This window comes from Saccharothrix coeruleofusca (assembly GCF_014648515.1).
GTDB lineage: Bacteria > Actinomycetota > Actinomycetes > Mycobacteriales > Pseudonocardiaceae > Actinosynnema > Actinosynnema coeruleofuscum.
The window spans coordinates 18,807-32,223 of sequence record NZ_BMRG01000010.1 but is presented as its reverse complement, the minus strand read 5'-3'; the positions used below and the strand labels follow the sequence as shown (position 1 = coordinate 32,223).

The following is a 13,417-nucleotide window of genomic DNA, read 5'->3' as shown; positions in this document are numbered from 1 at the left end:
AATCCATGAACCTCGCGGAGCGGCATCGCGTGGAATGCCGCCCGACGGGCTGTGCGGACTCACGTGAATGGGCGAGGCGGACCGGCGGAATGCCGACGCCCGCAGGCGGAGCACCTGCGGGCGTCACGGGAAGGTGGTCCTGGAGGGCGCTCAGCGCCGGTCGTGGGCGCTCCGCGCGCGATCGTGGGCGATGACCTGCAGCGCCAGCTCGACGCGGTTGGTGACGCGGAGCTTGGTGAACGCGTTGCGCACGTGCGTGCCGATGGTGTTGGGAGACAGGGTGAGCCTGGTGGCGATGGCCTTGTTGGTCAGGCCGCGGGCGACCAGACGGGCTACCCGCACCTCGGTTTCGGTGAGGCTGGCCCACTGCTCGGGCGACGGGGGCGGGACCACGCCGTCGGCGGGCGGGCCGTGCGACCGCACTCCGGCCAGGCGGCGGGCCACCCGTCGGGCGGCGGGCTCCGCGCCGCAGGACAGCCACACCCGCTCCGCCTCGGCCAGCAGCTCCTCGGCCCGGTCCTGGTCGCCGAGTTCGCGGGCCAGCTCCCCCGCGTCGACGAGGGCCGCCGCGCGGGCGGGCCGCCGCCCGCTCATCCGGTACAGCTCGGCGGCCGACACGATCGCGGCCGGGTCGCGCTCGTCCAGGCCTCGCAGGTGGGCGGCGGTGGCGGCGGTCCACGGCACGCCGGGGTTGCGGTCGGCCAACTCCCGCACGACTCGGGCGAGCCGGGCGGCGCCCCGCTGGTCACCGCGCAGGCGGGCGAGCCTGGCCAGGACCGGCGCGGCCGGTGCGGCGAGCGTGGCGGTGAACGCGACCAGGTCGGTCGTGGCGAGCAGGCCCGCGACCACCTCCGCCGCCTCGTCCTCCCGGTCCGCGGCGCACAACCAGAGCGCGCGCCACCAGGCCAAGCGCGCTGTGTCGGCACCGCGGCCGGGCAGCAGCTCGACCTCGTGCAGGTCGGTCTCGGCGGCGGCGAGGTCGCCGCGGGTGGTGCGGATCTCCGCCCGCAGCCCGAGCAGCTCGCCCAGCAGACCGTGCGCCGTCCCCTCGCGGGCGGCGCGCACCCCGGACTCCACCTCCGCCTCGGCTTCGGCCAGCGCGCCGCGGGCCGCGCGCACGCGGGCGCGGTAGTAGTGCCACTGCGGGGTGGCCCAGGACGTCCGCAGCTGCCTGGACTCCCCCTCCACCAGCAGGAGCGTCGAGTCGACCTCGTCGAAGCGGTCCAGCGCGATCAGCGGTGGGCACAACCACAGCCGCGCGTGGCGCCGCCGGACGAACGGTCCCAGCCGGTCGGCCTCGCGCACGGCCGCGCGGGTGCGCTCCAGTGCCGAGGAGAACTCGCCCCGGCGCAGCGCGGCCAGGCCCTTGGCCGCCGAGGCGAGCAGCACGGCCTCGCCGCGCCCGCTCCCGGCCGCCGCCAGCGCCTCGTCGGCGGCGACGTCGGCGGCGGTGCTCCGCCCGGTCGAGGCAAGCCGGTAGGCCTGCACGGCCCGCAGCTCGGCGCGGTGGTGCTCGGCGAGATCGGCACGGGCCAGCGCGCGATCCGCGTACTCCACCACGGCGTGGTCGTCGCCCCGGCCGTGCGCGGGGTCGGCCAGCTCGGCCAGGGCGCACACCAGCCGCGTCTCGCTCTCGGCGTCCAGGTCGCGGTGCAGCGCCCGCACCGCCAGCTCCCACGCCCGCTCGCCCCGGTCGGTGGCGGTCAGCAGGTGCACCGCCACCACGGTCAGCTCGTCGGTGAGGGGGTGGGCGTCGCCGAGCAGGTCCAGCAGCCTCAGCGCCAGGTCGGCCGCCACCCCCGGTTCCCGCGCCGCGCGCTCGCGCACCGCCCGGTGCAGCACCTCCACCACGGTGGCGGACCCCGTGTGCCCGGCGCGTTCCAGGTGCTCCACGACCTCGTCCGGGGCCCGGCCCTCCGCGGCGACCACGTCGGCCGCCTCCCGGTGCAGCGCCGCGCGCACCGGTTCCGCCAGCCCCGCGTAGACGGCCCGGCGGATCAGCTCGTGGCCGAAGCCGAGCCCGTTCGGCCGCGGCGCCAGCACACCCGCCTCGACCGCGTCGCCCGCGGCCCGCGCGAGTTGCGCGACCGGCTTCCCGGTCAAGCCCGCCGCCTCGTGCACGGTGAAGGGCCTGCCCAGCACCGCGCCCGCCTCCAGCAGCGCCGTGACCGGCTCGGGCAGGTCGGTCAGCCGCGCCCGGACCGCGCGCACGACCGCGTCGGGCAGCGGGCGGCGCCCGGCGTCCGGGGCGACCTCGGCCACGCCGTCGCGCACCTCGACGTGGCCCGCGGCGTGCAGCGCCCGCACCACGTGGGCGACCAGCTCCGGGTCGCCGTCGACCCCGGAGGCCAGCGCCACCAGACCGGGCCCGGCTTCCGCGACCAGCGCCTCCCCGCACAGCCCCCGCACCGCGGCCTCGGTCAGCCGCTCGGGCGGCACCCGGTGCGCGCCCGTCTCCAGCAGCACGTCGATCACGCCGCGGACCGCGGCCCCGGCCAGCGGCGGGTGCAGGGCGAGCAGCCACAGCACGGGCGCGTCGGCCAGCGCGGGCACCAGGACGCGCAGGGTCAGCGCGGTGAGCTCGTCGGCGTGGTGGAAGTCGTCCAGGCACACCAGCAGCCCCTGCCCGGCGGCCGCCCCCAGCAGCGCGGAGCGCAGCCGCGCCAGCGTGGTGAGCTGGTTGCCGTCCAGCTCGCCGAGGCTGGTCTGCCCGACCGCCCCGCCCGCGGTCAGCGTGGCGACCAGGGTCGACAGCGGCGCCACGCGGTCCAGGCGGGTGGCGCGGCCGTAGGCGACCCGCACGCCCCGCCGCGCGGCCTCGGCGCGAACCCGCTCGACGACGGCGTTGCGCCCGAGCACGCCGGGGTGCTCGGCGATCAGGACGCGCCCGCGGTTCTCGGCCAGCGCGCCGAACGCCGAGTCGACCGCTTCACGGCCTGCCTGCCGCGCGTGCTCCGCCGATCGGCCAGGGGACGCGGAATGTGGTCTGCCGACACCGTCGTCCAGCACGTCAATTCCTCCCCAGGCGTCATAGCAGTGGGCACACGTGTCCGGCGTCCACCCGCTACGCACCTGCTTTACCGCATGCGCGGTCAACCCCCTCAGCTCCACCGGGCGACGCTTCGGGACCCCGTTCCGCATTGCGCCGATCCAGTGAATCCCGCACCGATCCCGGTGTGCGGGACCGGCGGGCCGGGGACTTCTTTGCAGACAAAACGAGCATTCGCGAACCGCGTGACCGCGCGGTCCCGATCGGGTCGAGCACATGACCGCCGCGCGACACGTCAACCCTGATGACGATCCCCAATCCCGTTCATCCTGGAGGGCGCAGTGAAGAAGTTCTGGATGTGGGCTTTGTTCGCCGGGGCGTTCGCGGTCGCGTGCACCGAGTTCGCCGTCGTCGGACTGCTGCCCCAGATCGCGCGGGACCTCGACGTGTCGGAGGCGGTGGCGGGGCAGTTGGTGACGCTGAACGCGGTGGCCTTCGCCGTGAGCGCGCCGGTGCTGTCCGCCGTGCTGCACCGCGTGGACCGCCGCAAGGTGCTGTTCGGCTGCCTGACCGTGTTCGCGCTCGGGCACCTCACCGCGGGCCTCGCGCCGAACTACCCCGTCCTGCTGGGGTCGCGCATCCTCTCCGGCGGCATGATGGGTCTCTACCTGGCCACCGCCATCGGCGCCGCCGCACGGCTCAGCGACGAGCACCGGCGCGCGTCGAGGATCGCCGTCGTGCAGGCGGGGGTCAGCACCGCCACCGCCTTGGGCGTGCCGCTGAGCACGCTGCTGGGCCACAACATGGGTTGGCGCGCCCCGATGCTGGTGATCGGCGGCATGGCACTGCTGGCGATGGTCTTCATCGCCGCGGCGCTGCCGCCCACCGGGGCGGACGAGTCCGCGCCGTCGCTGGGCGAGCGGCTGCGCGCCGTGCGCGCCATGCCGGTGGTCATCGGCCTCACCGCCATCACCGTGTTCTGGGGCGCGTCGTTCACCGTCTACACCTACCTGGTCCCGCTGCTGGAGCAGCGCGCGGGCCTGAGCGGCACCATGGTGATCATCGTGCTGTTCATCGCCGGTTTCTGCGCGGTGGTCGCCAACGTCGTCGGCGGCAAGGGCGCGGACGCCAACTCGCGGCTGACGCTGCTGACCACCGCGGGCGTCACCGCGGCGGCGCTGCTCGCGGTGCTTCCGCTGTCGACCGGCGCGGTGCAGGTCATCGTCCTGGTGACGGTGTGGCAGCTGGCCGCGTGGTCGTTCGTGCCCGCGGTGCAGGCCGCGCTGTTCCAGGCCGCGGGCAAGGGCGGTGAGCTGGCCGTGTCCTTCGCCGTGTCGGCGTTCAACATCGGCATCGTGGCGGGCGCCGGGTTCGGCGGCATCGCGCTGGACCAGGGCGGCCTGTCCGGTGTGGCCGTGCTGGGCGGCGCGCTCGGCTTGGTGGCGCTGGGCTTCGTGGTGCTGCTGGTGCGCCAGGTGGCCCGCGCCGAGGCCGCGCAGCCGCAACGGGAAACCGCAACCGCTGCCGCGAGGGGATGATCATGCGACTGGAGTTCGACGCGGTGCTGTTCGACCTGGACGGCACCCTCATCGATTCGACGGAGGCCGTGCGCCGCGCCTGGCGGCGCTGGGCCGAGGAGGAGGGCGTGGACCCCGCCCGGCTCGCCGGGACGAAGGGCAAGCCCGCCAAGGAGATCGTGGCGTCCCTGCTGCCACCGGAGCGGCACGAGGAGGCGCTGGCGCACTACTCGCACATCGCGACGCACGACCTGGAGGGCGTGGTCGTGCTGCCGGGCGCCAGGGAGGCCACCGAGGCGGTGGGTGACCGCAAGGCGATCGTGACCTCCTGCACGCGCGACGTCACCACCGCCCGCACCGCCGCGGCCCGCCTGCCGACGACCGACGTGCTGGTCACCGCCGACGACGTGGACCGGGGCAAGCCCGAGCCCGCGCCGTACCTGCTGGGCGCGCGGATGCTGGGCGTGGACCCGCGGCGCTGCCTGGTCGTCGAGGACACGGCCGCCGGTCTGACCTCGGGGCGCGCGGCGGGCTGCACCACCCTCGGCCTGGGGAACGACCTGGCGGCGGACGTGGTCGTACCGGACCTGTCGCACGTGCGCTTCGAGGTCGTGGGCGACCGGGTCGCGCTGACCGTCCCCGGTGAGGGCTGACCGGTGGACGACCACGTGCTGGCCCGGCGCCTCGCCGACAGCGCCCGTGACCTGCTGCTGCGGCTGCGCCGGGAGAGGACCGACCTGGAGGGCGCGGAACTGGGCCGGGAGGGCGACCGCCGGGCCCACGCCCTCCTGGTCAGCGCCCTGGGCGAGCACCGGCCCGAAGACGCCGTGCTGTCCGAGGAGGGCGGCGGTGTGCCGGACGGGGCGCGCTCGGGGCGGCTGTGGATCGTGGACCCGCTCGACGGCACCCGCGAGTACCGCGACCGGGAACGCCACGACTGGGCCGTGCACGTCGCCCTGGCCGACGGCGGGGAAGTCGTGGCGGGTGCCGTCGCCCCGGCCTCGGGCCGCACGCACGACACCGCCGATCCGGCGCCGCTGCCCGAGCCCCGGCGCCGCACCCGCCCGCGCGTGGCGGTCAGCCGCAGCCACCGCCCGCCCCTGGTCGACGCGCTGGCCGAGGTGCTGGACGTGGAACTGGTGCCGATGGGTTCGGCGGGGGTCAAGGCGATCGCGGTGTGCACGGGTGCGGTGGACGCTTACGTGCACGACGGCGGCCAGTACGAGTGGGACAGCGCCGCACCGGTCGCGGTGGCCAGGGCCGCAGGGGCGCACGCGTCCCGAGTGGACGGTTCGCCGCTGGTCTACGGCAACCGGGGCGCGAGCATCCCGGACCTGCTGATCTGCCGCCCCGAACTCGCGCGGGCGCTGCTCGACGCCCTGTCGGCCACCCGCGCCACCAAGTGACCACCACCGCCTGCACACGATTCGGAGTCCTCAAAGGACAGGGACGCGAGGCCGATAAGCAGAGGAGGACCGGATGGCCACCGTTGCCGCTTATGCCGCCAGCGCGGCTGGCTCACCGCTGACGCGCACCACGATCGAGAGGCGCCAACCGGGCCCTCGCGACATCACCGTCGAGATCCGCTACACCGGCATCTGCCACTCCGACATCCACCAGGCGCGCGGCGACTGGGGCAAGGGCCTGTTCCCGATGGTGCCGGGGCACGAGATCGCCGGAATCGTCACCGAGGTCGGCGCCGAGGTGACCCGCCACGCCGTCGGCGACCGCGTCGGTGTCGGCGTGATCGTCAACTCCTGCCGCCAGTGCCACAACTGCGAGAGGGGGCTCGAACAGTACTGCGCGGGCGGTTCCGTGGAGACCTACTCCGACCTGGACCACTACCGGGGCGACGAGCCCACCCAGGGCGGCTACTCCACCCACATCGTCGTCGACGAGCACTTCGCCCACCGCATCCCCGAGGGCCTCCCCCTGGAACAGGCCGCCCCGCTGCTGTGCGCGGGCATCACCACCTACTCGCCGCTGAGGCGCTGGAACGCGGGACCGGGCACGAGGGTCGCCGTGCTCGGCATGGGCGGCCTCGGCCACCTCGCCGTCAAGATCGCCCACGCCATGGGGGCCGAGGTCACCGTCCTGTCGCGATCGCCGGACAAGCGGGACGACGCCCTGCGCGCGGGCGCCGACCACTACCGCACCACCGATGACCCCGGCACCTTCGAGGCCCTGGCCCGCGCGTTCGACCTCGTCCTGTGCACGGTCTCCGCCCCGCTGGACGTGGACGCCCACCTGTCCCTGCTGGACACCGACGGCACCATGGTCTACCTCGGCATCCCCGAGAAGCCGCTGTCGGTGGGCGTGTTCTCCCTCCTGCCCGGCCGCAGGACGTTGGCGGGCTCCCAGATCGGCGGCATGGCCGAGACCGCGCGGATGCTCGACTTCTGCGCCCGGCACGGCATCGGCGCCGACGTCGAGGTCGTGCCCGCCGAGCGGATCAACGAGGCGTTCGAGCGCGTGCTGGCAGGCGACGTGCGCTACCGCTTCGTCATCGACGCCTCCACCATCACGCCGCGCTGACCACCCCTCGCCCAAGGGGCGGATCACCGCCCTCGCCGGAGAGGACGGCCCGGACGAGTCCCCTCGTCGAGGTGCCCGCCGGGGCTCCACCACCCGAACAGCGTCAGCGTCAGGCGCTCGGCGCGGTGGCCGCGCCTGCCCGCTCCGGGATCGGGGTGGCGGTGTAGCCGCCCAGCCACGTCCCGGTGCCTGCCGGGATGTGGCCGCCAAGGCGGATCTGGTCGGGCAGTTCGGCGGGCACCTCGTTGATCAGGAGCGCACCGGCCAGCACGTCGAGGGTGATCCAGCCGAATCCCGCCCCCTTGGCCCACATCGGAGCGTCCATGCGGGAGATCAGGAACAGGATCACGAGGTGGAACAGGACGCCGGGGTACTCCGCCCAGCGGGCGCCGGGGTCGACGAAGCAGGCCCAGGATGGAAGCGCGCGGGTACGTCGCTCGGCAGAGGACGGAGGAGGCAGCGCGGAGGATTTCCCGCTGTGACACGGGTCGACTCGATGACGTTCGCACTCCAGCACGTGGATCTCCTCCGCAGCGCGGGTACCGACCGGGAATCAGCCGCCTGCCGCCCCCCGCGAGCAGTCCGTGTTCCGCGATCACGCCCCGCCGACCCGAGCGCGGAGTTGCTCGCAACATCTGTCACGGATCGCGCAATCCTGATCAGGGAGCCCCTTTCCAGCTCCCCTAGAGTCGCTTTTGGGCAGGCACTCGCGCACCGAAGGCGACCATTCCTGAGTTGTGCCTGCCCAGGATGCGGCGGAATCCTGGAAGAGGGTTGACCGATGACAAAGGGAACGGTCCACGTTTACGTCGGCCCGACGTGCTCGGCAGATGAGCTGCACCAGCGGTTCCCCGGAGCAGTGGTTCACCCGCCCGCGTCCCACGGGGACTTCTTCTCCGCCGACATCGGCTCCGGGGACGCGGCAGTCGTCGTCGACGGTCATTACCACCACAGGCTGGGACTGCGCCACAAGGAATACCTGTACGCCCTGGACCGGGGTGTCACCGTGATCGGCGCGGCGAGCATAGGAGCCCTCCGAGCCTTGGAATTGAGCGCTTTCGGGATGCGCGGCGTCGGAACCGTCTACGAGCTCTACCGCGCCGGCGTGTTCGACGGCGACGACGCGGTGGCGGTGGCGCACGAGGACGAAGCGCCGTACTCCAGCTTGAGCGTCCCCCTGGTGAACCTCTACACGGCGGCGCGGGCCGCGTGCGCTGCGGGAGTGCTACGAGCGGAGGACGTCGACATCGTCATCTCCGCGCTCCGCCGCGAGTATTACCCCACGCGGACGCAGGCCCGTGTCCTCCACGTCCTGCGTCGGACCGGCCTGCCCGAGGTGGCGCAGTGGTACGAGCGGCAGGTGGCCGACGACCCGCACGTCTTCGACCAGAAGCGCAGGGACTGCCTCGCCGCCGTGGACGTGGCGCACCACATCGTGGCCGCCGGTGCCGTCGGACGGGTGGTGGGAGCGGAGGGCGCCGACTGGAAGACCACGTTCCTGCGCGCGTGGGCGAACCACTTCATCGGCATGGCCGGGGATCCGCCACTGGCTCGGCGTATCGCCTACCAGCAGATCTTCGACCCCCACTACCCGCGTGTCTGGGAACGCTACCTGGAGGAAGTCCACAGGCGCGACCACCGGGACCGCGCCGAGCGGCCCGCGCGCGGGTTGGCGGAATCGCTGTCCGAGCGGATCGGCGCGGCCGGGTTTCCGCTCTCGGCGGCCCGCGAGCGGCAGGGCTGGCTGCACGACTTCATCTGCCCGATGCCCGACCTGAGCGATCCGTTCGAGGTGGAACTCCTGCTCGGCGCGGAGGAGCCGTCGGATGTCGAGACCGTCGCCCGGTACCTCCGGCAGATGCGGGAATTCAGCAGCCGGAACAGTGGTCCCCTGGGCCAGGAGATCTCGACCGTGCTCTCCGCGGAGGCCAGCAAGATCCTGCTGTGCGACATATGGGGGGTCCCGCTCAAGCAGCTGTCGCGCGAGTACCGCAGCCGCGGCATTCCCAACGCCAGGACAGCGGTCGGCATCCTCCAGCCGTTCATCGTCGGAGCCATAAAGGAGCGGAAGCACGTGCGGGCGGAATCGGCATGACGAGGAAGATCGTGCTCAGGGGAACGCACCGCGCCGTACCGCCCGAAGTGACGTGGTCGCGCATCGAGCCGCTCCTGGGGGACTTCGGCATCACCCGCGTCGCGGACGTGACCCACCTGGACCACATCGGCATCCCCGTGATGATCGCGGTTCGTCCCCTGTCGGAGACCTACGGCACCTCCCAGGGCAAGGGGGCCACCCCGCTGCTGGCCCGGATATCCGCGGCGATGGAGTCCATCGAGATGTGGCACGCGGAGAACTTCGACCGCCCCCAGTTCGAAGCGACCGCGCACGACCTCGAACTGCCCTACCCGATCCGGGCGCTGAACGTCCCACCGCTGAAGCAGCCGCTCGAACGCGTGCGGCTCAGCTGGACGCGCGGCCGCACGGTGGTCGGCGGTGACCCGGTGCCGCTCCCGGTTCAACTGCTGCGCCTGTCGTTCGTCGGCAGCAGCCTCTGGGAGCCCCACCTGTTCAGGGACACGTCCAATGGTCTCGCATCGGGCAACTCCTTCCCGGAGGCGTGCCTCCACGGCATCTACGAGGTGGTCGAACGCCACGCGCTGGCCAGTCTCAGCTCCTCCCACGTGGACTCCCGCGCGCAGGTCGACCTGTCCACGGTCGACGACGAGCACCTCGTGTCGCTGCTCGACCGGCTGGCCGGCGCGGGCACGCAGTGCGAGGTGGCCATGATCCCCAACGAGCTGTCGATCCCCGTGTTCGTGGCGTTCATCTGGTCACCTCTCTACCCGCTCGTCGCGGCGGGTTCCGGCGCCCACATGGACGTCACCGTCGCCATGAGCCGCGCGATAACCGAGGCGGTCCAGACACGCCTCACGCGGATCTGCACCACTCGCGACAACCTGCCGTCCGACTACCAACCGCCTCACGTGTTCGATCCCCGGCTGTCCGCGGGCGCTGGGCGGTCCCTCGCCGACGTGACCGAGGGGTACGGCGCCACCCACGACGACCTCGACGCGGAGCTGCGGGAGGTCGCAGGCCGGGTCGAGAGGCTCACCGGGATGCCACCCGTCGTGGTCGACATGTCCACCCGATCCGATGTCTTCTCGGTGGTCAGGGTGGTCTGCCCCGGTCTGGACTACCCCGGCGGAGGCGGGAACAGCATTCCCAGAGCCATGCCCGCCAAGACTCCCGCTTGAGCCGCGCGGAGGTTTCCGGTCACATCCGCCCCATACCCGTCCGAGGTGATCCCATGAGTGAGGTGCACATCGCCCTCCCCTCGTCCTTGGCGCAGTTCACCGGAGGCGTCCGGCGCTTTTCCGTGCGCGGGGCGACGGTGCGCCAGGTGCTGGAGAACATGCACGAAGCGTTTCCGCTCCTCGCCGGGCGCGTCGTCGACGGCAGTTTTCGCCCCCTGCCCTTCGTCCGCGTCTACGTCGGCGACGAGGACGTGCGCGACCTGGGGCCTGCGGACTCCGCGGTCGCCCCCGGCAGCACCGTGATGATCCTGGCCGCCGTCGCAGGCGGCTGAAGCCCGACGAAGGGAAACGCCTATCGAGGACATCCGGGAAGGACTCGACCCAAGAACCGGACGCACGAGAAGAGGTTTGAATGGAAACCGCACCGCAGGTCATGGCGGGCCACCTGCTGAGCAAGGTGGAGCCGCTCAACGGCACCATGGACGTCCTGGCGGACGAGGGCGCGCGGCAGCAGCTCGACCGGCTCGTCGACTACCTCGTGGACCCCGAGCCGAGCGAACCCTTCGTGACCGTCGGCATGTCCACCCAGACCAACACCAGCACCGACACGGGTCCCTCGAACACCAACACCATTCCCGACGCGGACAGCGACACCGAATCGCGGTGGGACGACGAGTGATCCACCCGTCCGCTGAACACTCCTGAGGCGACCTCCGGCACACGCTGATCCCAGCGTGCGCAACTCCGGAGGCCCACCGAACCGGGGCGGGTCTCCGCGGAACCCGGCGGCCCACCCCGGTTCGCCCACTCGACAGCGAAGTCTTCCAATCGAAGGGACGAGGGTGACGTCATGGGCAAGGCGACGATTCTGATTGTCACGTCCAGGTGGGACACCACGGCCTACGCCGCGGCCGAGATCCTGCGCAGGAACGGCCGGGAGTCGGCTTTCTTCTACCCCGAGGACATCCCGCTGCGCGCACGGATCGACTCGGTGTTCCGACAGGGGAAGTGGTCGAACAAGCTGCACACCGAAGACGGGTTGATCGACCTCGACGACATCAAGGCCGTCTGGTGGCGGAAGCCCTACGTGTCCCGTCCGTCGAAGTCGCTCTCCAGGGTGGAGTTCCCCTACGCCAGGCGGGAGAGCGAGTACGCCACGAGGGGGCTGTGGGAGCTGCTCCTCAGCGATCCCGAGGTCTACTGGATGAGCGACCCGCACAACATCCGCAAGGCGGGCAACAAGATGATCCAGATGACCAAGGGCGCGGCCCACGGCCTCACCTCGCCCAAGACCATCATCACCAACGATCCCGAGGACGTGCGCAGGTTCTACGACGAGTGCTCCGGCAAGATGGTCTTCAAGTCCATGACGGGACCGTTCCTGCTGCCCGGGGAGGTGGAGGACGAGTACATCCCCGAGACCTTCGTACCCGGCATGCCGCTCGTCCGACCGTTCACCGACGAGGACATGGAGCACGTCGACAGCGTGCGGCAGAGCGCCTGCATGTTCCAGGAGCTCGTGGAGAAGAAGCACGAGTTGCGGGTCACCGTCTTCGAGGACCAGATCTTCACCTGCCGGATCGAGTCCCAGGAGAACGAGCTCACCCGGCACGACTGGCGTCGCCAGGACTCGCTGCCCAGGGCGACCGCCGGGGAGCTGCCCGACTCGGTGGCGAAAGCCTGCCTGAAGCTGCTCGACGAGTTCGACCTGCGCTTCGGGGCTTTCGACTTCATCGTGACGCCCGACGACGAGCACGTCTTCCTGGAGGTGAACCCGAACGGCCAGTGGCTGTTCGTCCAGGAATGGGTGCCACAGCTGCGCCTCATGCAGGCCTTCGTCGACATCATGGTGCGGAACTCGTGACGGGGGCACCGCCGTTCCCCGCCGGGCCACCCCGCCCGATGTCGTGAGGTCCCGGTGACGACCCGCCCAGCGTCAGGTACCTCCTCCTCGGAACAGCTCCTCTTCGGTGGTCGCCTGCTCTACCTGGACGGCTCCGACACCCATGACGGCGCTTCGACCCGGCTCGGCCTGTGGTCCGTGGTGCGGGCCCTGCCCCCGCTCGTCCGCACCACCGTCCGCCTCGCGGGGGAGGTCGACGCCGCGGCGGTGTGGTTGGTCGCCTGCGCCCAGATCGGGCGCGGCGTCGCGCAGGCGGTCGGTCTGGTCGCCGTCAACGCCGTGCTGGCCGCTGTGCTGGCAGGCGGCGACGCGACCGACTGGCTGAGCCAGGCCGCGCCGTCGCTGGTGGTGGCCGCGGTCACCGCGGTGCTCGGTGCCGCGCTCACCGCCGCCTCCACCTACGGTTCGGGGCGGCTGCAGCCCAAGGTCGAACGAGCCGCCACCGAGCAGTACCTGGCGTGCGCCTCGCGCGTGGAGCTGGCCGCGCTCGAGGACGACCAGTTCCGCAGGCTGCTCGACACCGCCCAGTACGGTGCGACCGCCGCCCGCCGAATGGTCGACCACTGCACGCGCGTGATCACCGCGCTGCTCTCCACGGCCGCCGCCGGGAGCGTGCTCACCGTGCTGCACCCGGTGTTGCTGCCGCTGCTGGCCCTGGTGATCGTCCCGCACACGTGGGGAACGCTCGTGATGGCCCGCCGCCGCTACGAGAGCTTCCAGACCTGGGTGCAGCACACGCGCGCGGGCCGGGTCCTCAGCACGGAGCTCACCGCCTTCGAGGCCGCGCCGGAGATCCGGGTCCACCGGGTGGGCCCGTTCCTGCTCGAGCACTTCCGCAACATGTCCGCCGCCTCCGAGGCCGAGCAGACCCGACTTGCCGGGCTGGACGCCCGCACCGGCCTGTGGGTCGCTTCCTGGACCGGGCTCGCCGCCGCCGCCACCTACCTCGCCCTGGGCGCCCTGGCCTGGAACGGCGCCATCGCCACGTCCGTCGCGGGGACCGCTGTGCTCGCCATACGCACCGGCACGAGCGGCCTCGGCGGCATGGTGCAGGCGGTCAACCAGCTGTACGACGAGAGCCTGTTCATCGCCGATCTCCAGCGGTTGCGCGCCCGAGCCGCCGAGTGGGCCATCCCGGCCGGTGGTCTGGACGTGCCGGAACACCCCCGCCGCATCACGTTCGACCAGGTCACCTTCCGCTATCCCGGCACCGGTCCG

General features: G+C 72.4%; 12 protein-coding genes. 10 read left to right on the top strand and 2 right to left on the bottom strand.

All coding sequences use genetic code 11. The features are described 5' to 3' along the window. Positions 1-150: 150 nt before the first annotated feature. Positions 151-3,009 carry a helix-turn-helix transcriptional regulator gene (locus IEZ00_RS22795; protein ID WP_189225355.1) on the bottom strand — a complete coding sequence of 953 codons (2,859 nt, stop codon included), beginning with the start codon at positions 3,007-3,009 and terminating at the stop codon, positions 151-153. A gap of 321 nt (positions 3,010-3,330) precedes the next feature. Between IEZ00_RS22795 and IEZ00_RS22790 the strand changes: the two genes are divergently transcribed. From IEZ00_RS22790 to IEZ00_RS22775, 4 genes are all read left to right on the top strand, one after another. Next, complete coding sequence (locus tag IEZ00_RS22790; protein ID WP_189225354.1) at positions 3,331-4,527, top strand: MFS transporter; 1,197 nt, start codon at positions 3,331-3,333, stop codon at positions 4,525-4,527. Positions 4,528-4,529: 2 nt separating this feature from the next. Continuing rightward, entirely contained in the window at positions 4,530-5,159 is a 630-nt protein-coding gene (locus IEZ00_RS22785; RefSeq protein ID WP_189225353.1) for an HAD-IA family hydrolase, read from the top strand. A gap of 3 nt (positions 5,160-5,162) precedes the next feature. Further along, positions 5,163-5,912 (top strand): inositol monophosphatase family protein, encoded by a 750-nt coding sequence (locus tag IEZ00_RS22780; protein ID WP_189225352.1) that lies wholly within the window; start codon positions 5,163-5,165, stop codon positions 5,910-5,912. Positions 5,913-5,985: 73 nt separating this feature from the next. After that, positions 5,986-7,041: an NAD(P)-dependent alcohol dehydrogenase gene (locus IEZ00_RS22775; RefSeq protein ID WP_189225351.1), complete on the top strand. Its 1,056-nt coding sequence runs from the start codon at positions 5,986-5,988 to the stop codon at positions 7,039-7,041. A 109-nt stretch (positions 7,042-7,150) separates the two neighbouring features. Here IEZ00_RS22775 and IEZ00_RS22770 read toward each other — a convergent pair whose 3' ends face one another. Further along, complete coding sequence (locus IEZ00_RS22770) at positions 7,151-7,390, bottom strand: hypothetical protein (RefSeq protein ID WP_189225350.1); 240 nt, start codon at positions 7,388-7,390, stop codon at positions 7,151-7,153. A 432-nt stretch (positions 7,391-7,822) separates the two neighbouring features. Here IEZ00_RS22770 and IEZ00_RS22765 point away from each other — a divergent pair, with 432 nt between their 5' ends. The 6 genes from IEZ00_RS22765 to IEZ00_RS36980 all read left to right on the top strand — a co-directional run. After that, positions 7,823-9,136, top strand: coding sequence for a TfuA-like protein (locus IEZ00_RS22765; RefSeq protein ID WP_189225349.1), 1,314 nt, complete (start codon positions 7,823-7,825; stop codon positions 9,134-9,136). Further along, positions 9,133-10,296 (top strand): YcaO-like family protein, encoded by a 1,164-nt coding sequence (locus IEZ00_RS22760; RefSeq protein ID WP_189225348.1) that lies wholly within the window; start codon positions 9,133-9,135, stop codon positions 10,294-10,296. The genes IEZ00_RS22765 and IEZ00_RS22760 overlap by 4 nt, the downstream gene beginning before the upstream one ends. A 53-nt stretch (positions 10,297-10,349) precedes the next feature. Then, complete coding sequence (locus tag IEZ00_RS22755; protein WP_189225347.1) at positions 10,350-10,628, top strand: MoaD/ThiS family protein; 279 nt, start codon at positions 10,350-10,352, stop codon at positions 10,626-10,628. An 80-nt stretch (positions 10,629-10,708) separates the two neighbouring features. After that, the gene (locus IEZ00_RS22750; RefSeq protein ID WP_189225346.1) at positions 10,709-10,975 is read left to right on the top strand and encodes a hypothetical protein; all 267 of its coding nucleotides are present in this window, start codon (positions 10,709-10,711) and stop codon (positions 10,973-10,975) included. 171 nt (positions 10,976-11,146) lie between these two features. Continuing rightward, complete coding sequence (locus IEZ00_RS22745) at positions 11,147-12,160, top strand: MvdC/MvdD family ATP grasp protein (protein WP_189225345.1); 1,014 nt, start codon at positions 11,147-11,149, stop codon at positions 12,158-12,160. 54 nt (positions 12,161-12,214) lie between these two features. Further along, positions 12,215-13,417 (top strand): ABC transporter ATP-binding protein (locus IEZ00_RS36980; protein WP_229796000.1); only part of this gene is annotated, 1,203 nt, incomplete at its 3' end.